The following is a 19,231-nucleotide window of genomic DNA, read 5'->3' on the forward strand; positions in this document are numbered from 1 at the left end:
GCGTCACCACTCGATGCCCCGCTGGCCCTTCTGGCCCGCGTCCATGGGGTGCTTGACCTTCGACATGTCGGTCACCAGGTCCGCGAAGTCGACGAGCTTGTCGGGCGCGTTCCGCCCGGTGATGACGACATGCTGGGTGCCGGGCCGGTCCCGCAGCACCGAGATGACCTCGTCGGTGTCGATCCACCCCCAGTGCAGGGGGTACGCGAACTCGTCCAGCACATACAGCCTGTACGTCTCGGCCGCCAGGTCACGCTTGACCTGCTCCCAGCCCTCCCTGGCCTTGTCCTCGTTGTCCATCTGCCCGTCGCGCTGCACCCACGACCAGCCCTCGCCCATCTTGTGCCAGTCGACGGACCCGCCCTCACCGGACGCCCCGAGCACGCGCAGCGCGTTCTCCTCGCCGACCTTCCACTTCGCCGACTTGACGAACTGGAACACCCCGATCGGCCACCCCTGGTTCCAGGCGCGCAGCGCGAGCCCGAACGCGGCGGTGGACTTGCCCTTGCCCACGCCCGTGTGCACGAAGACCAGCGGACGATTCCTGCGCTGACGAGTCGTCAGCCCGTCGTCCGGCACGACACTCGGTTGTCCTTGCGGCATCTACGCGGCCCTCCTCGAAGTCCTTTGCGTTCCCTGTGATCCCTGCACATCCCGTACCAGCCCGGCGATGGAGTCCGCCCGCAGCTCGTCCAACGTCACCGCCGTACCGCCCAGTTCACCCGCGAGCCGCCCCGCGAGCCCCAGCCTGACATGGCCCGTCTCGCAGTCCACGACCACGGACGCGAGGCCCTCGGCCGCGAACAGCCGCGCCGCCCGCCCGGCGAGCGCGACGGGCTCCGGCCCGCCGGTCGCCCGCCCGTCCGTCACCACCACGACCAGCGGCCGTCGCGCGGGGTCCCGCAGCCGCTCCACCCGCAGCACGTCGTGGGCCTTGAGCAGCCCGGCCGCGAGCGGTGTCCGCCCGCCCGTCGGCAGCGACTCCAGCCGGGCCGCCGCCGCGTCCACGGACGAGGTCGGCGGCAACGCCACCTCGGCGGCCGACCCCCGGAAGGTCACCAGCCCCACCTTGTCCCGCCGCTGATAGGCGTCGAGCAACAGCGACAGCACGGCACCTTTGACGGCACTCATCCGCTGCCGCGCGGCCATCGACCCCGAGGCGTCCACGACGAACAGCACGAGGTTCCCCTCACGCCCCTCCCGCGTCGCCTGCCGCAGATCGTCACGGCGCACCACCAGCCCCGGCCCCGACCGCCCCCGCGTCCGCTGATGCGGGGCGGCGGCCTGCACGGTCGCAGCCAGGTGCAGCTTGGTCAGCGTGCCGCGCGGCCGGCGCGCCCCGGTCGTACGCCCCCGCTCGGTTCGCGCCCGCGAACGCCGCCCGGCGGCGCCCTCACCGAGCCCCGGCACGCTCAGCACCTTCGTACGAAAGGGCTCGGCGGCCCGTACGGGGGACTGCTCGCCGGCGGCCGGAGCCTGGGCGGGTCCGCTCTCCTGGGCCTCGGGCCGCGCACCCGTGTCACCGCCCCGCGGCCCCTCGGGCTCCGAGGAGGGCGGCTGCCCGCCACCGCCGGGCCCGTCCGGACCGGGATCAGGGTCCTCCTCGTCCTCCGGGGACTCCCCGAACTCCTCCAGCGTCTCGTCGAGCCTGTCCTCGTCGAGCCCCGGCGCGTCGAACGGGTTCCGCCGCCGCCGGTGCGGCAGCGCGAGCAGCGCCGCCCGCCGCACGTCCTCGGCGAGCACATCGGTCCGCCCGGCCCACGCGGCCAGCGCGGTGGCCGTCCGCGCCATCACGATGTCGGCCCTCATGCCGTCCACCTCGAAGGCCGCGCAGGTCGCCGCGATCTGCCGCAGCGCCCCGTCGCCCAGCACCACGGAGGGCAACAACTCCCGTGCGGCGACGACGCGTCGGCGTATGTCGGCCTCCTCCTCGGCCCAACGGGCCGCGAATCCGGCCGGGTCGTCGTCGTAGGCGAGCCGCCGCCGTACGACCTCCACGCGCTGCTCCGGCTCCCGCGAGGCCGCGACCTCGACGGTCAGCCCGAACCGGTCGAGCAACTGGGGCCGCAGCTCGCCCTCTTCGGGGTTCATCGTCCCGACGAGGAGGAACCGCGCGGCATGCCGTACGGAGACGCCCTCGCGCTCGACGTACGAGGCGCCCATCGCCGCCGCGTCGAGCAGCAGGTCGACGAGGTGGTCGTGGAGCAGGTTCACCTCGTCGACGTACAGGATCCCGCGGTGCGCGTCCGCGAGCAGCCCCGGCTCGAACGCCTTGACGCCCTCCGCCAGCGCCCGCTCGATGTCGAGCGCGCCGACGAGCCGGTCCTCGGAGGCGCCGACGGGCAGCTCGACCATGCGTGACGGCCGCCATGCACCGCCGCCGGCCTCGTGCGGCCCGTCCGGACAGTCGGGGTCCGGCTTCGCGGGGTCGCACGAGAAACGGCACCCGGGGACGACGTCGACCTCCGGCAGCAGCGCCGAGAGCGCCCGCACGGCGGTGCTCTTCGCGGTGCCCTTCTCGCCGCGCACCAGCACACCGCCGACCGCCGGCGACACCGCGTTCAGCAGCAGCGCCAGCCGCAGGTCGTCCTGGCCGACGACGGCCGTGAACGGAAACGGAACACTCACTTCTCGTCGCCCTCCCAGTCACTCTCCGGCCCGGACGGATCGCCCGTGGCCGCTCCCTCATGCCGTCCGTGTGACGTGCTCATCCGGGTGCTCCCGGAGGCACGAACGGCAGTCCCGCCGGCGCGCCCGACTCGATGAGCCGCCACAGCGCGTCCGTGTCCGCGTGTTCCTCGATCAGATCGCCGAGCCGGTCCAGTTGCTCCTCGCGCAGCGCGGCGAAGGACGTGTCGGAGGCCGGCACGAAGCGGCGCCCCGCGGCGAGCGCCACCTCCCGCAGGAAGGCCCGCCGGAACCCGTCCGACTCCAGTGACCCGTGCCAGTGCGTGCCCCACGTCTGCCCGACGCGGCACCCGTCCAGGCTGTGTCCGTTGTCATCGGAGACGAACGCTTCGCCGCCGACGACCTCGGCGACCCCGTGATGGATCTCGTACCCCTCGACCCGCTCCCCGAGAGCCTGCCCGACGGGCCGCGTGAGCGTCTTCTCCCGGGCGAACCGCACGCGGACGGGCAGCACCCCGAGCCCGTCCACACACCCCCGCCGGCTCTCGACCTCGTCCTCGATGTGCTCGCCGAGGACCTGGAACCCGCCGCAGACGCCGAGGACCGGCCGCCCTTCCGCCGCCCTGCGCACCAGGGCGTCGGCGAGCCCCCGCTCCCGCAGCCACTCCAGCGCCCGGACCGTCCCCCGGGTCCCCGGAACGACGACCAGGTCGGCGTCGGCCAACTCCTCCGCCCGGTCCACGAACCGTACGACGACCCCGGGTTCGGCGGCGAGCGCGTCCACGTCGGTGAAGTTGGACATCAGCGGAACCGCGCACACGGCGACCCGCAGCACGTCCTCCCCGACGGGCGGCGCGACGTTCGACTCGCGAACCGTCCCTCTCAGGGACACCCGCAGCCCGTCCTCCTCGTCGATGCCGAGCCCGTGCCGGAACGGCAGCACGCCGTAGGTCTGCCGCCCGGTGAGCCCGCGCAGCATGTCGAGCCCAGGCTCCAGCAGCGAGACGTCCCCCGGAACTTGTTCACGAGAAACCCGGCGACATGGGCCTGGTCCTCCGGCGAGAGCAGCGCGACGGTCCCGAAGAACGACGCGAACACGCCCCCACGGTCGATGTCACCGACGACGAGGACCGGAAGCCCGGCACGACGGGCGATGCCCATGTTGACGATGTCGGTCCGCCGGAGGTTGATCTCGGCGGGCGAACCGGCCCCCTCGCAGATCACCGCGTCATACGTGCCCCGCAACTCGGCCAGACACTCCGTCACGGTCGAGAGCAGCCGCTCCTGCCGCCCACCGTGATATCCGCGCGCACTCATCTCCCCCACGGGCTTTCCCAGCAGCACCACCTGACTGCTCCGCTCGCCCCCGGGCTTCAGCAACACGGGATTCATGAGCGCGCTGGGCTCGACCCGACAGGCCTGCGCCTGCATCGCCTGAGCACGCCCGATCTCGGCGCCCTCCTTCGTCACGAAGGAGTTGAGCGACATGTTCTGCGCCTTGAACGGCGCGACCTTGACACCCTGCCGCACGAGCCACCGACAGATTCCGGCGGTGACCACGCTCTTACCGGCGTCGGAGGTGGTCCCGGCGACGAGCAGTCCGCCGCCCAGGGCACGACCGCCCGTCACGAGCCCCCCTTTCCGGAGCGAGGCCGAGGGTCGGGGAGGGCGGGCACAGCCGACAGCGCCGGGCGCCTCGAGATCCTGCCCCGCAGCAGCGCCGCACCCGCACTGGCCCCCCACGCCAGCCAACTCACCCGCCGGGACAACCGAACAGCCCGCTCGATGTCCCCCACGACGACGGCCCGCCCCTCCCCGTTCAGCACAGGCCGATGCTCGACCCGCCCCCCGTACGACAACGTGCCCCCCAGCCGCACTCCGAGCGCCCCCGCGAACGACGCCTCCACCGGCCCGGCGTTGGGACTCGGATGCTTCCCCGCATCCTCCCGCCAGGCCCGTACGGCCCCCCGGACGTTCCCACCGGCGAGCGCGGCCAGCACCGCTGTGAGCCGAGCCCCCGGCCACCCCGCCACGTCGTCCAGTCGCGCCGCAGCCCAGCCGTACCGTCGATAACGCGGCGACCTGTGCCCGACCATGGCATCGAGCGTGTTGACGGCCCGGAAACCCAGCAGGCCCGGAACCCCCGCGACGGCGCCCCACACGAGGGCCCCCACCACCGCGTCGGACGTGTTCTCGGCGACGGACTCCACCACGGCCCGCGCGATCCCGTCCGCGTCGAGCGCCTGTGGATCCCGACCGCACAGGTGCGGCAACCGCGTCCGGGCACCCGCGAGATCCCCGGACTCCAGACACCGCCCAACGGTCCGGGCCTCCCGCCCGAGCGAAGTCCCCCCGACGACGGCCCAGGTGGCGGCGGCGTTCAACGCGACGGAAGCGGCACGCGACGGCCGCGCGGAGGACGCGGCAACGGCTCCGAGCGCCACGGCGCCACCGGCGCACACGGCGGTGTGCAGCGCGCCCCACCCCCGGTGGTCCCGCCACAGCACCCGCTCCACGGCACCGGCCGCCCGCCCGAACGCGGCGACCGGATGGCCCCGGCGCGGATCGCCCAGGAGCAGGTCACCGAGGAGTCCGGCGGCGGCGCCGTACGCGAAGACGCGATCGGCACGCATCGGTTCAGCCGGTCGCGAGGTCGGACAAGGACCTGGTGCTGGGACTCAAGCGGCAGCCGCGCATGGCGATATGTCCTCACTCAGGGTGTCCACGCCCTGGTTCGACGAGACCGACGGCGAGAGTTCCTGGCTCCCGGGGCGTTCTTCCCCGGTGACAGTGGCGGGACCGCGCCGGACTCGCACCGGCTTCCTCTCCTGCCGTCGTACATGGCCCCGGCAGTCCACCACGCCCCTGGAAGACCCGTCAACTCGCTGTTGACCTGCGGTGCAGCGGTGTGCTGAGCCCCACATCGCCGAAACGGCGCCAGACGCCCGATCGATGCTCGTCTTCCGTCACGCGGCGTGGTGTGGCTTTCCGGCGGGACCTGTGGACCCGGGAGCGGGCGGATCGTGACGATCCGCCCGGGGGACGGGAGGCGCACTCCCGGGAGACCGAGCGGGGGAAACCGCCTCGGCACGCACGGGGAAGCCGGGCACGTGGCGCGACCGGGCGGCGTCTGCCGGAGGCCCGGGCCCGGAGCCCGCACCAGCGCTGACGCTGCTGTCGCGGGAACCGGTGGAGGCGGCAACCTGCCGAGAAGACCCCCGCAACCCCCGTAAGCGCCAAAGCGCCTACGGGGGTTGCGTCTGGCGTTGTCGGTGGGTGCCCGAGAGGGTCGTGGGGTTTTCCGGTCTCAGGCCATGATGAGAGAGATTCCGTACGCCACCGCCGCCGCGCACAGCGCGAAGCACGCGTACGCCCCGGTGGCCGCCAGCGCCCCCGAGCCGCCCCGGGTCGACGCCTCCTCCTGCTTGGAGAGGCCGACGATGCCCAGGGTGAAGAGGCCGACGAGGGCCACGGTGACCACGAGGCTGACTCCGAAGACGGAGCCGAGAGCTGCCCAGTCGATGTGCATGGTGGTGATCTTCCTCAGGGAGTCGCGGTGCTCAGACGGCGGGTGTCGGCGTGGACGGGTTCGCCGGGGCTTCTTCGGCCTCGGCGGCGGTCGCGGGGGCCGGGATGGTCGCCGTGAGGTCCTCCACGGTGCCGGCCGGCGGCGGCGTCACGGCGGCCATCGCCGTGGTCACCACACCGGGCGACTCCTCGATGTCGTTGACGTTGGTGTGGTCGACCACCTCGCGGCGGGAGATCACCCAGATCGCGGCGCTGGAGGCGACGAGGAAGACCGCGACGACGGCCGTGCCCCAGCCGCCGAAGGACGTCACCCACTCCGCGAGCGCGGCGACCAGCGCGGCGGCCGGCAGGGTCAGGCCCCACGCGACGAACATCCGGGTCGCGGTGGACCAGCGGACCACGCCGCCCTTGCGGCCGAGGCCCGCGCCCATCACGGCACCGGAGACCGAGTGCGTGGTGGAGAGGGAGAAGCCGAGGTGCGAGGAGGCCAGGATGACCGTGGCCGCGCTGGTCTGGGCGGCGAAGCCCTGCTGCGGCTGGAGGTCGGTCAGGCCCTTGCCCATCGTGCGGATGATGCGCCAGCCGCCCAGGTAGGTGCCGAGCGCGATGGCGACACCGGCGGAGACGATGACCCACACCGGCGGGTCGGAGTCGGGCGCGAGGGCGCCGCCGGCGACCAGGGCCAGGGTGATGATGCCCATCGTCTTCTGGGCGTCGTTCGTGCCGTGGGCCAGTGAGACCAGGCCCGCGGAGGCGATCTGGCCGGCGCGGTAACCCTTGCCGGACGCCTTCTCGCTCGTGTGCTGCCCGAGCCGGTACGTCATCCGCGTGGCGACCATCGCCGCGACGCCGGCGACCAGCGGGGCCGCGACGGCCGGGATCAGCACCTTGGTGACGAGCACGTCGCCGTGCACCGCGCCGAGGCCGGCCGAGGCGATGGTGGCGCCGATGAGGCCGCCCATCAGGGCGTGCGAGGAACTGGAGGGGAGCCCGACGAGCCAGGTCAGCAGGTTCCAGAGGATGGCGCCGACGAGCGCCGCGAAGATGACCTCTGGCTGGATGCCGGACTCGTCGACGAGTCCCTTGGAGATGGTGTTGGCGACCTCGATGGACAGGAACGCGCCGACAAGGTTGAGCACGGCGGACATGGCCACCGCGGCTTTGGGCTTCATGGCGCCGGTCGAGATGGTGGTGGCCATCGCGTTGGCGGTGTCGTGGAAACCGTTCGTAAAATCGAACGCGAGCGCGGTCACGACCACGATCGCGAGGATCAGCGAGAAGTTTTCCATTTACCCGGGCTTCTTTCGGACGTCAGTGGCACGAGGACCGTAAGCAACCAGGGTGAACGGAAGATGAACTGGGGTGTACCTGTGGGTGTAGCGATCGAGCTGCCGCCATTCCGCTTACCGCCGCTCACCACCCCACGGGCTCACCTTGGCAGGATCACCGTATGGCTGAGCAGCGATGGAACGCCCGGGACGGGCGGGGCGCGGGTGAGGGTGCACGGGGTTCACGAGACGCACGGCGGCGGGATGTGCCGGACGACGTGGCCCGCGCGTGGGACGAGCTCGTCGCGACCGCCCGCCGGACGGTGGCCGACGGCCTGGTCGTCGGCACCTCCGGCAACGTGTCGGTACGCGTCGGGGACACGGTCCTGGTCACGCCGACGGGCGTGCCGTACGACCGCCTGACCCCCGACGACGTGACGGGCGTCGACCTCTCCGGCCGCCAGGTCCTCGGCACCCTCCGCCCGACGAGCGAACTCCCCGTGCACCTGGCGATCCACACCACCACCGACGCCCGTGCCGTCGTCCACACCCACGCCGTCCACGCGACGGCCGTCTCCACCCTCGTGCGCGAGCTGCCGCTGATCCACTACATGTCCGCCGCCCTCGGCGGCCCCGTCCGAGTCGCCCCGTACGCGACCTACGGGACCCCGGAGTTGGCCGAGAACATGCTCCACGCGTTGACGGAGCGCACCGCCTGTCTCCTCCAGAACCACGGCACGATCACCTACGGAACCACCCTCACCGAGGCCTACGACCGCACGGCCCAGCTGGAGTGGATGTGCCGAGTCTGGCTGACGGCCTCCTCGGTCCCGGGCCTCTCGCCGACGCTGCTCACGCACGACCAGCTGACGGAGGTGGGGGAGCGGCTTCGGGGGTACGGGCAGCCGGGGTAGGAGCCCCTCGGGCGGCACAGCTCTTCGACGAGGCCCGGTCGTCCCCGGTCGGCCGTCCCCTTCGAAGGTGTCTGCCGACCCCTCACCCCGCTCACATCCGAAGTCCACGCCCACTGGCCCATGGCGGGGTCCGCCAGGACACTGGAGCCGTGCGTGGAGCAGGAGCAGGTGCGGGAGTAGTAGCCGCGGCCTTCGGGGCCGTGTTCGTGGCCGGCGCGGCCAGTGTCGCCGTGGGCCGGCTGGCCAGTGATGCCGCGTTGAAGGCACCACCGGGCGGACCGCTGCCCACGGAACCCCGGCTGACCGTGCACTCCACCGCCGCGGGCCGCATCACGTTGACCAGGGCCTTCGCCGCCCAGCGCCCCGGCATGTACGGCCTCGCCGGCCACGGCTCCCACGCGGTCGTCGGCAGCGTCCTGAGCGGCGCCCCGCACGCCCCCGACACCGTCGTGCGCCGCCTGGAGCGCGTCACCCACGGCACCCTGGAACCCGGCGACAAGGTGTGGTTCACCCCCCACACCCACCTCGGCGACCCCCGCACCGCGCTCGGCCTCGACCACGTCGACGTCGACGTCCCCGGGGAACTCGGCACGCTGCCCGCGTGGTTCGTGCCCGCGGACCGGGGCACCTGGGTGATCGCCGTGCACGGGCTGGGCGCCACCCGCGAACTCTCCATGAACGTCATGGAGTTCCTGCACCGCCACCACTTCCCGGTGCTCGCCCTGGCCTACCGGGGCGACACGGGCGCACCCCGCTCCCCGGACGGCCTGAACCACCTCGGCGAGACCGAGTGGCGCGACGTGGACGCGGCCATCCGGTACGCCGTGCGGTTCGGTGCCGAGAGGGTCGTCCTGCTCGGCTGGTCCACCGGCGCCACCATGGCCCTGCGCGCGGCCACGCACTCAGCGCTGCGCGACCGTGTCGCCGGACTCGTCCTGGACTCACCCGTCCTCGACTGGGCGGCCACCCTGCGGGCCCTCGCCGCCGCCCGCCGCACCCCCGGCCCCCTGCTGCCCCTCGCGGTCCGCGCCGCCCAGGGCCGCACAGGACTGCGCACCGCCCCCGCCGACCGGGCAGCCGTCCCACCGGAGGTCACCATCCCGGCCCTGCTCTTCCACGGCCCCGACGACGTCGTCGCCCCCTGGGGCCCCTCCCGCCGCCTCGCGGCCCGCCACCCCGACCGGGTCACCCTCCGCACCGTCCGTCACGCCCCGCACGGCGCGATGTGGAACGCCGGCCCCGAGGCCTACGAAGAGGCCCTCCGCCGCTTCCTCACCCCGCTGACATAGGAACAGCCCGAAGGACCCGGTGGTGGTCCCGCGTTCGGCGCGCGCCCGGCAGGGTCCGGGAGCTCGCAGCCAGAGAGAGGTACGCCACATTCCGCTTAGCGTCGGACCAAGGCGATCCTCCCTGGTGCCGACCCCCTGCGGAACCCGTGCGTTGGCCACCCCTGTCGCCCGCTGTGACATTCCGTTTGGGTTTTCGGACCGTCAACCGGAAGACTGCCCCCGTGACGTCCCGTAATCCGCGCGACTCCAGGCTCCGACTCGTCAGCCCGCGAACCCTGGCCGCCGCCCCCCGAGCGGCAGTGTCCCAGCGCCGCAGACCGGCCCCCCGGCCCCCGGAGGGCACACCGCCACCCGTGGAACTCGCCCGCATGGCCCGCGCCGTCCTGGCGGACGCGGCCCGCGTCGCCCACTGGGCCGACGTCGCCCTGGGCCCCGGCCGCCAGGGCGCGAGTTCCGACGGCACAGGCACCCTCTCCGAGGCGAGCGCCGAACGGGCCGCCGCCGACCTGGGACTGACCCCGGATCAGGTCCGCCACGACTGGGACACGGCACGGCTGGCCGGACTCGTCGAGGTGCACGGCGACAGCGCGCGCCCCGGCTGGCGCCTGCGCGCCTGGCACCGCGACGACAGCGCCGTACTGCGTGGCTGGGTCGCGCTCTTCGACGCCTGGTCCATCGCTCACCCCGAGCCCGCGGACCGGGAGCCCGCCGCCGTCGCCGAGGTCGTCTCGGCCATGCCGCAGGTGCTCTCCTTCCTCCAGCTCTCCGCCGGGCCCGTCCCCGTGGCGCAGTTGCTCGACCTCCTCGAACAGCGGGTCACCGAACTGCGCACCGAGCGCTGCGAGGTCCCCTACGGTCCGCAGCCCGAACCCGGCGCGGAGCCGGCCGCCGGGGACACCCCGCTCGCCCCGCTCCTCGAATGGTCCCTGCGTGCCCTTGCCTCCGTCGGCGCCCTCACCTACGGCGACGCGCAGGCCACCCTCACCCCGCTCGGCAGCTGGGCGGTCTGGGTGAAGCTGGAGCAGATCTGCGTCGCCGCGCAGAGCCCCGCCGGGAACATCGAGGTCTCCGCCGAGGACATGCTCCGCGGCTGCGCCCAGCTCCGACCGAACGCGGCCCGCGCCGAGTACCGCGCCTGGCTCGCCGCCCGCCCCGTCGGCGGCGCCGTCACCGAACTCATCGAGGCGGCCCGCGGCGAGGACGCCCTCATCCGGGGCCTCGCCTTCGAGGCACTGCGCGTCGTCGGAGCCCCCGCCGAGCCGGATGTGCGCACCGTCGCCGACGGGACCCCGCTGCGCCCCTACGCCCTCCTCTGGCTCGCCGAGCACGACGGCGCCGACCCCGAGGACGCCCACGAGGTCCTCACCCGCGAGGAGGCCACCTGGCTCTGGATCGACACCGCCGCCGCCGTCGCCGACCACGGCGAGGCCCCGCTCCTCGTCCGGCACCTGGAGTCCGCCGTGCAGGCCACGGTCCCCGCGTTGCTCGACGAGGTCCGCGCGGCCGGCCACCCCCGCACCGTCCAGGTCCTGGTCGCCCTCGCCGCCGCCCACCCCGACCCGGCCCTCGCCAAGGCCGTCCGCCGCGCCGCCTTCCAGGTGCACACCGGAGGCAGCTGACCGGCGGGATGCGAGCCGGTGGTCGCCGCGCCGCGCGGGACGGAAGGTCCCGAGGGCGTCAGCCGCCCGTCTCCGGCGCGTACGTGCCGAAGCTCCACACATTGCCCTCGACGTCCCGGGCCATGTAGTCCCGCGAGCCGTAGTCCTGGTCCGTCGGGGGCGTCAGGATCTCCACGCCGTGCTCCACGGCCCGCCGGTGGTGGGTGTCCACGTCGTCCACCACGACGTACACCCCGGTGGGGCCAGCGCCCTTCATCGCGCCGTCGAAGACGCTGCCGCTGCCCTTGGAACCGACCATCACCGCGCCGTTGCCCTGCGTCAGCTCGGCGTGCCGCACCACCCCGTCCTCGCCCTCGTACACCGAGAGTTCGGTGAAGCCCAGCGCCTGAGTGAGCTGCCTGATGGCGGCCTTGGCGTCCGCGTACAGCAACGTCGGGTAGACGCTGGGGCGTCCCTCGCTCCTGCCTGCCATACCGACCACGACCTCTCCGTCGTCGGGGTCGTCGGGAATACGACCCGCTGCCCAGTTTTGCACCCACCACCGACAACGCCTCGTCGAACGAGCGCGAGGGCGGGCCTCGGGCCACCGGGCGACCGACTCCCGTAGCGGGCAGGCACCGGTGGCCGGCGCGCCGGTGACCGAGACCACGTGATCCCTTGTCATACGGGCGGAAAACCGCTTGCCGCCCCCAGTTAGAATCGGCCCATGGCCATTCTCCTCGCGCATTAGACGGCGGGAACGCCCTCAGCCGTCCACCCACCACCCCACATCGCCCTGGAGTCTGTCCGTGATCTCCGCCTCCGGTATCGAGCTGCGCGCCGGTGCCCGTGTCCTCATCGAGTCCGCCACCTTCCGTGTCGCCAAGGGCGACCGCATCGGCCTGGTCGGCCGCAACGGCGCGGGCAAGACCACCCTCACCAAGTGCCTGGCCGGCGAGGGCATCCCGGCCGGCGGCACCATCACCCGCTCCGGCGAGGTCGGCTACCTCCCGCAGGACCCCCGCACCGGCGACCTCGACGTCCTCGCCCGCGACCGCGTCCTCTCCGCCCGCGGCCTCGACGTACTGATCCGCAAGATGCGCGAGAACGAGCAGCGCATCGCAGGAGGCCAGGGCGGCACACGTGAGAAGGCGCTGAAGCAGTACGAGCGCCAGGAGACGGAGTTCCTGACCAAGGGCGGGTACGCCGCCGAGGCCGAGGCCGCCACCATCGCCGCCGCCCTCAACCTGCCCGACCGGGTGCTCGGCCAGCCGCTGCACACCCTCTCCGGCGGTCAGCGCCGCCGTATCGAACTGGCCCGTATCCTGTTCTCCGACGCGGACACGCTGCTGCTCGACGAGCCGACGAACCACCTCGACGCCGACTCGATCATCTGGCTGCGCGACTACCTCAAGAGCTACCGCGGCGGCTTCATCGTCATCTCCCACGACGTCGACCTGGTCGAGACGGTCGTCAACAAGGTGTTCTACCTGGACGCCAACCGCGCCCAGATCGACGTGTACAACATGGGCTGGAAGCTCTACCAGCAGCAGCGCGAGGCAGACGAGAAGCGCCGCAAGCGCGAGCGGCAGAACGCCGAGAAGAAGGCCGCCGCGCTGCATTCACAGGCCGACAAGATGCGCGCCAAGGCCACCAAGACCGTCGCCGCGCAGAACATGGCCAAGCGCGCCGACCGGCTGCTCGCCGGCCTGGAGGCGGTACGGGTCTCCGACAAGGTCGCCAAGCTGCGCTTCCCCGAGCCCGCGCCCTGCGGCAAGACCCCGCTCACCGCCGAGGGCCTGTCGAAGTCGTACGGCTCGCTGGAGATCTTCACCGACGTCGACCTGGCCATCGACAAGGGCTCCCGCGTCGTCATCCTCGGCCTCAACGGCGCCGGCAAGACGACCCTGCTCCGCCTCCTCGGCGGCGTCGAGAAGCCCGACACCGGCCAGGTCGTCGAGGGCCACGGCCTGAAACTCGGGTACTACGCCCAGGAGCACGAGACCCTCGACCAGGACCGCACGGTCCTGGAGAACATGCGCTCGGCCGCCCCCGACATGGACCTCGTGGAGGTCCGCAAGGTGCTCGGCTCCTTCCTGTTCTCCGGCGACGACGTCGACAAGCCGGCCGGTGTCCTCTCCGGCGGCGAGAAGACCCGTCTCGCGCTCGCGACCCTGGTGGTGTCCTCCGCGAACGTCCTCCTGCTCGACGAGCCGACCAACAACCTCGACCCCGCCAGCCGTGAGGAGATCCTCGGCGCGCTGCGCACCTACAAGGGCGCGGTCGTCCTCGTCACCCACGACGAGGGCGCGGTCGAGGCGCTCCAGCCGGAGCGGATCATCCTGCTGCCGGACGGCGTCGAGGACCTGTGGGGCGCGGACTACGCGGACCTCGTGGCGCTCGCCTGAGCGAGCGGCGTGATCGAATGGGTTGATCAACTACGTGGGGATCATTCGGCCTATCCGTGATCCATCATCTGTGTGAGATCTCCTCATATCGAGGTGTGTCCTACATCGATTTCACGGCCGAGCCCTTCTGTGTGAAGGGCTCGGCCGTCGTGCGTCTCTGACCTGGCACTTCACGGAACAACCCGTTCGGCGGAACGGACACCGCTGGCCGGAATCACAGGTTCCGCTCGTGGGGACGCGCTCCTGTCGTCAAAATCTTGTCTCACGGACCTTGCCGAATGGGTGGCCATCACGCCCCGGAGGGGTGATCATGAGGAGAACCAGAGCGCACTTCCCATGAGGAGGACCGGGTGGCCGAGACTCTGAAGAAGGGCAGCCGGGTTACCGGCGCCGCGCGCGACAAGCTCGCGGCAGACCTGAAGAAGAAGTACGACTCCGGTGCGAGCATTCGGGCGCTGGCCGAGGAAACCGGCCGCTCGTATGGCTTCGTACACCGGATGCTCAGTGAGTCGGGCGTCACGCTCCGAGGGCGTGGCGGGGCGACGCGGGGCAAGAAGGCCGCGTCGGCCTGACGCCGGGCGGCCCATCGGCTTCGATGGTGGCCACCCGGTCGGTCGTCTCCCAGAGCCCTTAAGGGACCTGGGGGGACCTTCAGATCGACCGGGTGGTTACTGTGCAGTCACTTGGCTCTGTTCTGTGACCGCACCCATCGGAGGCTCCCCATGGCTTCGCTCGAACCGCTGCTCGACCAGGACGGCGTACGGCTCACCGTCGACGACGCGATCGCCACGGTGACGCTGACCAATCCGGCCAAGCGCAACGCGCAGAGCCCCGCTCTGTGGCGGGCGCTCACCGAGGCCGGACGGTTGGTGCCGGGCTCCGTCCGTGTGGTCGTGCTGCGCGCCGAGGGCAAGTCGTTCTCCGCCGGGCTCAATCGGCGGATGTTCACGCCCGAAGGCATCGAGGGGGAGCCGTCGTTCATCGATCTCGCGCGCCGTGACGACGCCGGGCTCGACTCGACCATCGCCGGGTACCAGGAGGCGTTCACCTGGTGGCGGCGCGGCGACATCGTGTCCATCGCCGCCGTACAGGGGCACGCCGTCGGTGCGGGCTTCCAGCTCGCCCTCGCCTGTGATCTGCGCGTCGTCGCCGACGACGTGCAGTTCGCCATGCTCGAAACCGGCCTCGGACTCGTCCCGGACCTCACGGGGACGCATCCGCTGGTGAGCCTCGTCGGGTACGCCCGCGCCCTGGAGATCTGTCTCACCGGACGCTTCGTCCAGGCGGACGAGGCCCAGCGCGTCGGCCTCGCGAACCTCACCGTGCCGGCCGATCAACTCGACGCGGCGGTACGGGACCTGACGGCCGCCTTGGTGGGTGCTCCACGGGACGCGGTGATCGAGACCAAGGCACTGCTGCGCGGGGCGCAGGGCCGCTCGTACGAGGAGCAGCGGGCGGCGGAGCGGGCCGCCCAGGCCCGGCGGCTGCGGGATCTGGCCGGGGTCGGGGAGTAGCGGCTCAGCCGTCCCCGGCGGGGACGGGACCAGAACCGACGGCCGTGATGAGCACCGCCGCCGAGGGGTGGTCCGGCAGGGCATCGCTCACCGCTCGTCGTACCTCGCGTGCCACGTCCAGGGTTCGTCTTTCCTCCGTCACCGCCAGTTCCACGCGGACATGGCGGCGGGGGAGGGCGGGCCCCGCGTCGATGTGGAGGGCGCGGCCCCGGCCGCCGAAGGCGGCGGTCAGGCGGGTGACGCCGGGGACCGAGAGCGCCGCGGCGGCCGCGCGGGACTCCTCGTCGTCGCCGGAGGGCGGGGAGGGCTCGGCGGTGGTCGGTTCCGGAGCCGCCGGTGCGGGCTCCTTCCCGTCGTCCAGCAGGTCGGTCACGCGCAGGTCCACTTCCGTCACCCTCAGACCGAGTCGTTCCCCGGCGGTGGTGGCGAGGGCGGCGCGGAGGCGGGCCGCTGTCGCAGGGAAGGGCTCGGCGGTCGGAGCCGCCGAGGCCGCGAAGTCGGCGGTGATGCGGAGCGGGCCGGGTGGGAGAGCGCTCGGGGGAGGGGGCACGGCGGATTCGGGGGAGCCGTGTGCGTCCGGGGCGGCCAGGGAGATGCGCAGTGGCCCCAGGGTGACACCGCGCATCGAGGCGGTTGCCCGGCGCAGTGCCGCTTCGGCCGCGCTCTCCGTGATCCACGCGCCGTCGTGCGGGCCGCCCAGGGGGAGTACCCGGCCGAGCCGGAGCTGCTGTCGTACCGTCTTCGCCCAACCATCCGCCGTCATTACTCCAGCCTGCCGCATTCCGGGCGCGAAGTGGGGTAACCGGACTTAGTGTGGGCGAAAGAGGACGACCGGAAGGGACGTACGGCATGACTGACATGACGGATCGGAACCGGACGGAGAACCCCGGGACCACCAAGGAGTCGACGCAGGGCGGCCGCAAGACCACCCGGCGCGGTGGCGGTGACCCGGGCACACGGGGACGTACCACCATCGCCGACGGCGTCGTGGAGAAGATCGCCGGGCTCGCCGCGCGGGAAGTGATGGGCGTGCACGCCATGGGCAGCGGGCTGTCACGGACCTTCGGGGCGGTGCGGGACCGGGTCCCCGGCGGGTCGGGGGCGGTGACCCGGGGCGTGAAGGTCGAGGTCGGCGAGGTGCAGACCGCGCTGGACCTGGAGATCGTCATCGATTACGGGGTGTCCATCGACGACGTGGCCCGTGACGTGCGCGAGAACGTCATCGCGGCCGTCGAGCGGATGACCGGCCTGGAGGTCGTCGAGGTCAACATCGCGGTCAGCGACGTGAAGCTGCCGGACGAGGAGGACGAGGAGTCGGAGTCCCGGCTGCAATGACAAGGATCCCGGTAGCGATGGAACACGACTGGAGTCCTGGAGCCCCTAGGAGCACCGCATGAGCATGGCCGTGATCGGCATGATCGCCGGAATGGCGCTGGGTTTCGCCGGGTACTTCGGCGGATTCGGTGCCTTTCTGCTGGTCGCCGCGCTGGGCGCCGTCGGCTACGTCGTCGGCCGGCTCCTGGAGGGGGACCTGAACCCGGGCGACTTCTTCCGCCCGCGTGACGACCGGCGCCGATGAACCCGCAGGACACCGGCCGTCGCACGGAGGCGAAGGCCGTACCGTCCGGTGAGCGCGGGGCGACCCGGATCGCCGACCGGGTGGTCGCGAAGATCGCCTCACAGGCGGCGCGCGAGGCACTGGAAGCACCACCGCCGAACTCCGCGCCCCCGAACGCCACCGTCGTCACCTACCACGAGACCGCTCGCGTCCGCGTCAGCCTCGAACTCCGCTACCCCTCGGACATCGGTGGCCAATGCGCTGCGGTGCGTCGCCATGTCGCGGAGCGGGTAGGGACGTTGGCGGGACTGCACGTATCGGAGGTGGCGGTCCAGGTGGAACGACTGCACCTGGCGCACGCACACGACGCGGCACAGGGGAGGACGCGATGAGCGAACCCCAGCGCTCCGAAGGCGCCACTCGACGACTACCCGTCATCGAGAAGGCCGAGACGGCTGACGACACGGCCGACGGGAACGGCACCGCACACGAACCGGATCAGTCGGCGACGGCCGCCGCCTACGGCCCGTCGCCCGTCCTCGACGGCGACGACGGCGCGGAGAAGCGCTTCTGGTCCGCGCGCAGAGTCCCCGCGGGCATCCTCGCGGCGCTGCTCCTCGCAGGCGCGGGCCTCTTCCTGTACGACGTGGCCGCCGTCCGCGCCGGCCGGCCCGCCATGGCGTGGCGCCGATCGCTGGCCCGGCAGCTCGCCGAGCGGCCCCTCGACGACGTCTGGGTGCTCGTCGGCGCCGGTGTCGCCGTACTCCTCGGCCTCTGGCTGCTGGTGCTCGCCGTGACCCCGGGGCTCCGCGACGTCCTGCCGATGCGGCGCGTCCACCCCCGGGTACGGGCCGGACTGCACCGGGGCGCCGCCGAGCCGGCCCTGCGCGACCGGGCCATGGACGTGCCCGGCGTGCAGTCCGCACGGGTCCGCGCCGGGCGGAGGAAGATCGACGTCCGCGCGGTCTCCCACTTCCGGGAGCTCGACGAGGTACGGGCCGACCTGGACGTCGCGCTCGCCGACGGCATCCGGCATCTGGGCCTGTCCCGGCCGCCCGCCCTGTCGGTACACGTGCGCCGGCCCGGCCGGAAGGGATGAGATGCGATGCTGAGGATCGTCAACCGGGTGCTGATCGGAATCATCGGACTCGTCCTGGTCGTGACCGGTGGCGCCGTCCTCGCCGTGGGACTCGGCGCGGACCCGCCCTCCTGGTGGCCGCACGACGGCCGGCACGACGTGCTGCTCAGCGACGCCGAGCGGACCCGGTGGCGCGACGCCGGCTGGTGGTGGCCCACCGTCATCGCCGTGCTAGCCCTCCTGGTCCTGCTCGCCCTGTGGTGGCTGACCTCGGTCCTGCGCCGCCACCGGCTCACCGAGGTCCTCGTCGACACCGGCGACGGAGAGGGCGCCCTGCTGCGGGGCCGTGCCCTGGAGGGCGTACTGACCGCCGAGGCGGCCCGACTGGAGGGAGTCGAGCGGGTCCACACCCGTCTGACCGGCCGCCGGAGCGCGCCCGAGGCACGAGTCCGCGTACGGCTCCAGCCACCCGCTTCCCCCGGCGACACCCTGCAGCGCCTGACGGCGGAGGCAGTGGCCCACGCGAGGGATTCCGCGGGGTTGGCCGAGCTACCGGCGGAGGTCCGGTTGCAGGGTGGCAGAGACCGTACGGAACGGGTGAGTTGAGGGGCCGCACCCACCCGCCCCAGGCGGGCGGGAAACCGTGCGACCAGCCCCCCCCCACACATCCGCAGTCGGCAGCCGGCTGTCAGAACCCGTGCCTCATCCCACCGTCCACCGGCAGCATCACGCCCGTCAGGTACGACGCGGCCGGAGACAGCAGGAAGGCCGCCGTCCGCCCGAACTCCTCCGGCCGCCCGTACCGCCGCAGCGGAATCCGTGACTCGTGCGCCGCCCGCGTGGCCTCGGGGTCGGCCGACAAACCGTCCAGCTCCCGCACCCGGTCCGTGTCGATGCGAGCCGGCAACAGTCCCACGACCCGAATCCCCCGCGGCCCCACCTCGTCGGACAGTGACTTGGCGAATCCGGCCAAGCCGGGCCGCAGCCCGTTGGAGACGGTCAGTCCGGGGATCGGCTCGTGCACGGACCCGGACAGCACGAACCCGATGACACCCCCCTCCCCGAGTTCCTCGGCGGCGGCCCGCGCCAGGCGGACCGCCCCCAGGAACACCGACTCGAACGCGGCGGTCCACTGCTCGTCGGTGGTGTCGGCGACGAACCCCGGTGGCGGTCCGCCCACGCTGATCAGGATGCCGTCGAAGCCCCCGAAGTGCTCGCGGGCGGTGGCGATCAGCCGGCCGGCCGCCTCCGGGTCGGCGTTGTCGGCGGCGACACCCACCGCGTTCACCCCGAGCGCGGCAGCCGCCGCACCCGCGCTCTCCTCCTCGCGGCCCGTGACGACCACCTTCGCGCCGTCGGCGACGAGTTCCCGCGCGACCGCGTTGCCCAGTCCGCGGGTCGCCCCGGTGACGATGTGGACACGGTCCTTCAACCCAAGATCCATGGGC

General features: G+C 72.7%; 19 protein-coding genes, 1 pseudogene and 1 riboswitch. Of the genes and pseudogenes, 11 read left to right on the plus strand and 9 right to left on the minus strand.

What is annotated here, in order from left to right; all coding sequences use genetic code 11:
- Positions 1–3: 3 nt before the first annotated feature.
- The 6 genes and pseudogenes from cobO to WBG99_RS28225 form a co-directional block, all read right to left on the minus strand.
- Entirely contained in the window at positions 4–603 is a 600-nt protein-coding gene (cobO, locus tag WBG99_RS28200; RefSeq protein WP_338898995.1) for a cob(I)yrinic acid a,c-diamide adenosyltransferase, read from the minus strand.
- Complete coding sequence (locus WBG99_RS28205; protein WP_338898996.1) at positions 604–2,628, minus strand: putative cobaltochelatase; 2,025 nt, start codon at positions 2,626–2,628, stop codon at positions 604–606.
- 79 nt (positions 2,629–2,707) lie between these two features.
- Positions 2,708–4,239 (minus strand): annotated as a pseudogene (locus tag WBG99_RS28210) (cobyric acid synthase).
- 14 nt (positions 4,240–4,253) lie between these two features.
- On the minus strand, positions 4,254–5,261 hold the full coding sequence (locus WBG99_RS28215; RefSeq protein WP_338898997.1) for a cobalamin biosynthesis protein: 1,008 nt from the start codon (positions 5,259–5,261) through the stop codon (positions 4,254–4,256).
- A gap of 120 nt (positions 5,262–5,381) precedes the next feature.
- Positions 5,382–5,455, minus strand: a riboswitch (cobalamin riboswitch).
- 480 nt (positions 5,456–5,935) lie between these two features.
- Positions 5,936–6,157 (minus strand): hypothetical protein, encoded by a 222-nt coding sequence (locus tag WBG99_RS28220; protein WP_338898998.1) that lies wholly within the window; start codon positions 6,155–6,157, stop codon positions 5,936–5,938.
- Positions 6,158–6,188: 31 nt separating this feature from the next.
- Positions 6,189–7,445 carry an inorganic phosphate transporter gene (locus WBG99_RS28225; protein ID WP_338898999.1) on the minus strand — a complete coding sequence of 419 codons (1,257 nt, stop codon included), beginning with the start codon at positions 7,443–7,445 and terminating at the stop codon, positions 6,189–6,191.
- Between the two features lie 161 nt (positions 7,446–7,606).
- Between WBG99_RS28225 and WBG99_RS28230 the strand changes: the two genes are divergently transcribed.
- The 3 genes from WBG99_RS28230 to WBG99_RS28240 all read left to right on the plus strand — a co-directional run bounded on the left by WBG99_RS28230 (position 7,607) and on the right by WBG99_RS28240 (position 11,246).
- Positions 7,607–8,338: a class II aldolase/adducin family protein gene (locus WBG99_RS28230; protein ID WP_338899000.1), complete on the plus strand. Its 732-nt coding sequence runs from the start codon at positions 7,607–7,609 to the stop codon at positions 8,336–8,338.
- Positions 8,339–8,487: 149 nt separating this feature from the next.
- On the plus strand, positions 8,488–9,627 hold the full coding sequence (locus WBG99_RS28235) for an alpha/beta fold hydrolase (protein ID WP_338899001.1): 1,140 nt from the start codon (positions 8,488–8,490) through the stop codon (positions 9,625–9,627).
- Positions 9,628–9,995: 368 nt separating this feature from the next.
- Entirely contained in the window at positions 9,996–11,246 is a 1,251-nt protein-coding gene (locus WBG99_RS28240; RefSeq protein ID WP_338900513.1) for a hypothetical protein, read from the plus strand.
- Positions 11,247–11,304: 58 nt separating this feature from the next.
- Here the strand turns inward: WBG99_RS28240 and WBG99_RS28245 are convergent, their stop codons facing one another.
- Positions 11,305–11,718: a VOC family protein gene (locus tag WBG99_RS28245; protein ID WP_338899002.1), complete on the minus strand. Its 414-nt coding sequence runs from the start codon at positions 11,716–11,718 to the stop codon at positions 11,305–11,307.
- A 316-nt stretch (positions 11,719–12,034) separates the two neighbouring features.
- Here WBG99_RS28245 and WBG99_RS28250 point away from each other — a divergent pair, with 316 nt between their 5' ends.
- The 3 genes from WBG99_RS28250 (at position 12,035) to WBG99_RS28260 (ending at position 15,147) form a co-directional block, all read left to right on the plus strand.
- Positions 12,035–13,633, plus strand: a complete 1,599-nt coding sequence (locus tag WBG99_RS28250) for an ABC-F family ATP-binding cassette domain-containing protein (RefSeq protein WP_338899003.1) — start codon at positions 12,035–12,037, stop codon at positions 13,631–13,633.
- Between the two features lie 350 nt (positions 13,634–13,983).
- The gene (locus WBG99_RS28255) at positions 13,984–14,205 is read left to right on the plus strand and encodes a helix-turn-helix domain-containing protein (RefSeq protein ID WP_006123601.1); all 222 of its coding nucleotides are present in this window, start codon (positions 13,984–13,986) and stop codon (positions 14,203–14,205) included.
- Positions 14,206–14,355: 150 nt separating this feature from the next.
- Positions 14,356–15,147, plus strand: coding sequence for an enoyl-CoA hydratase/isomerase family protein (locus WBG99_RS28260; RefSeq protein WP_338899004.1), 792 nt, complete (start codon positions 14,356–14,358; stop codon positions 15,145–15,147).
- A gap of 4 nt (positions 15,148–15,151) precedes the next feature.
- On the opposite strand, the gene WBG99_RS28265 is transcribed toward WBG99_RS28260, so the two are convergent.
- Entirely contained in the window at positions 15,152–15,910 is a 759-nt protein-coding gene (locus WBG99_RS28265) for a nucleopolyhedrovirus P10 family protein (protein ID WP_338899005.1), read from the minus strand.
- Positions 15,911–15,996: 86 nt separating this feature from the next.
- On the opposite strand from WBG99_RS28265, the gene WBG99_RS28270 reads away from it, so the two are divergent.
- Genes WBG99_RS28270 through amaP form a run of 5 tightly spaced genes read left to right on the plus strand, consistent with a single transcriptional unit; the run spans position 15,997 to position 18,389 of the window.
- The gene (locus WBG99_RS28270) at positions 15,997–16,482 is read left to right on the plus strand and encodes an Asp23/Gls24 family envelope stress response protein (RefSeq protein WP_338899006.1); all 486 of its coding nucleotides are present in this window, start codon (positions 15,997–15,999) and stop codon (positions 16,480–16,482) included.
- A gap of 58 nt (positions 16,483–16,540) precedes the next feature.
- Positions 16,541–16,726, plus strand: a complete 186-nt coding sequence (locus tag WBG99_RS28275; RefSeq protein WP_338899007.1) for a hypothetical protein — start codon at positions 16,541–16,543, stop codon at positions 16,724–16,726.
- The gene (locus tag WBG99_RS28280; RefSeq protein WP_338899008.1) at positions 16,723–17,097 is read left to right on the plus strand and encodes a hypothetical protein; all 375 of its coding nucleotides are present in this window, start codon (positions 16,723–16,725) and stop codon (positions 17,095–17,097) included. The genes WBG99_RS28275 and WBG99_RS28280 overlap by 4 nt, the downstream gene beginning before the upstream one ends.
- A complete protein-coding gene (locus tag WBG99_RS28285) occupies positions 17,094–17,804 on the plus strand; it encodes a DUF6286 domain-containing protein (protein WP_338899009.1) in 711 nt (236 codons plus the stop codon). Before WBG99_RS28280 ends, WBG99_RS28285 begins: the two co-directional genes overlap by 4 nt.
- 6 nt (positions 17,805–17,810) lie before the next feature.
- Positions 17,811–18,389 (plus strand): alkaline shock response membrane anchor protein AmaP, encoded by a 579-nt coding sequence (amaP, locus tag WBG99_RS28290; RefSeq protein WP_338899010.1) that lies wholly within the window; start codon positions 17,811–17,813, stop codon positions 18,387–18,389.
- Between the two features lie 82 nt (positions 18,390–18,471).
- On the opposite strand, the gene WBG99_RS28295 is transcribed toward amaP, so the two are convergent.
- Positions 18,472–19,227 (minus strand): SDR family oxidoreductase, encoded by a 756-nt coding sequence (locus tag WBG99_RS28295; RefSeq protein ID WP_338899011.1) that lies wholly within the window; start codon positions 19,225–19,227, stop codon positions 18,472–18,474.
- Between the last annotated feature and the right edge of the window lie 4 nt (positions 19,228–19,231).

This window comes from Streptomyces sp. TG1A-60 (assembly GCF_037201975.1).
Classification (GTDB): Bacteria; Actinomycetota; Actinomycetes; order Streptomycetales; family Streptomycetaceae; genus Streptomyces.

Coding starts and splice junctions, on each gene's coding strand:
- WBG99_RS28220 (WP_338898998.1), bottom strand. CDS start 6,157: ATGCACATCGACTGGGCAGCTCTCGGCTCCGTCTTCGGAGTCAGCCTC.
- WBG99_RS28260 (WP_338899004.1), top strand. CDS start 14,356: ATGGCTTCGCTCGAACCGCTGCTCGACCAGGACGGCGTACGGCTCACC.
- WBG99_RS28265 (WP_338899005.1), bottom strand. CDS start 15,910: ATGACGGCGGATGGTTGGGCGAAGACGGTACGACAGCAGCTCCGGCTC.
- WBG99_RS28295 (WP_338899011.1), bottom strand. CDS start 19,227: ATGGATCTTGGGTTGAAGGACCGTGTCCACATCGTCACCGGGGCGACC.
- WBG99_RS28240 (WP_338900513.1), top strand. CDS start 9,996: ATGGCCCGCGCCGTCCTGGCGGACGCGGCCCGCGTCGCCCACTGGGCC.
- WBG99_RS28215 (WP_338898997.1), bottom strand. CDS start 5,261: ATGCGTGCCGATCGCGTCTTCGCGTACGGCGCCGCCGCCGGACTCCTC.
- WBG99_RS28275 (WP_338899007.1), top strand. CDS start 16,541: ATGAGCATGGCCGTGATCGGCATGATCGCCGGAATGGCGCTGGGTTTC.
- WBG99_RS28270 (WP_338899006.1), top strand. CDS start 15,997: ATGACTGACATGACGGATCGGAACCGGACGGAGAACCCCGGGACCACC.
- WBG99_RS28225 (WP_338898999.1), bottom strand. CDS start 7,445: ATGGAAAACTTCTCGCTGATCCTCGCGATCGTGGTCGTGACCGCGCTC.
- WBG99_RS28245 (WP_338899002.1), bottom strand. CDS start 11,718: ATGGCAGGCAGGAGCGAGGGACGCCCCAGCGTCTACCCGACGTTGCTG.
- WBG99_RS28280 (WP_338899008.1), top strand. CDS start 16,723: ATGAACCCGCAGGACACCGGCCGTCGCACGGAGGCGAAGGCCGTACCG.
- cobO (WP_338898995.1), bottom strand. CDS start 603: ATGCCGCAAGGACAACCGAGTGTCGTGCCGGACGACGGGCTGACGACT.
- WBG99_RS28230 (WP_338899000.1), top strand. CDS start 7,607: ATGGCTGAGCAGCGATGGAACGCCCGGGACGGGCGGGGCGCGGGTGAG.
- WBG99_RS28285 (WP_338899009.1), top strand. CDS start 17,094: ATGAGCGAACCCCAGCGCTCCGAAGGCGCCACTCGACGACTACCCGTC.
- amaP (WP_338899010.1), top strand. CDS start 17,811: ATGCTGAGGATCGTCAACCGGGTGCTGATCGGAATCATCGGACTCGTC.